The following is a 406-nucleotide window of genomic DNA, read 5'->3' on the forward strand; positions in this document are numbered from 1 at the left end:
CATGTACGGGCCGTAGGTCACAAGCACGCCACCGGCGGGCAGTATCCTGCCGACGCCCGCCATCAACGCGAGCGTGGCCTCCCACGGGGAGATGTGAATCACGTTGATGCACACGACCGCGTCGGCCGCGGATACGGGCCACGGATGCTTCGTGACATCGATGGCGAGGGGCGGCTTTACGTTCGACAGGTTGCYTTCGGCCACCCACGCCTCGATGGARGCATGGCGCTCCACGTCCATCTCGCTGGGCTGGAAAGTGAGGGCGGGCAAAGCCCTGGCGAAGTGCGCCACGTGCTGCCCGGTGCCGCTGCCGATCTCGAGCACGAGGCCGCGTGGCGGCAATACGCGCGCAAGTACCTCGAGGATCGGCTGCTTGTTGCGCTCGGGGGAGGGGGCGGTCTCGCGT

Annotated in this window: 1 protein-coding gene; it reads right to left on the minus strand. The window is 67.6% G+C overall.

Annotated elements, in window-relative coordinates; all coding sequences use genetic code 11:
• On the minus strand, positions 1 to 406 hold a 406-nt coding region (locus AB4Z46_RS35500), incomplete at both ends, for a DUF938 domain-containing protein (RefSeq protein ID WP_442288234.1).

It is taken from the genome of Variovorax sp. M-6, assembly GCF_052114385.1.
Taxonomy (GTDB): domain Bacteria; phylum Pseudomonadota; class Gammaproteobacteria; order Burkholderiales; family Burkholderiaceae_C; genus Variovorax.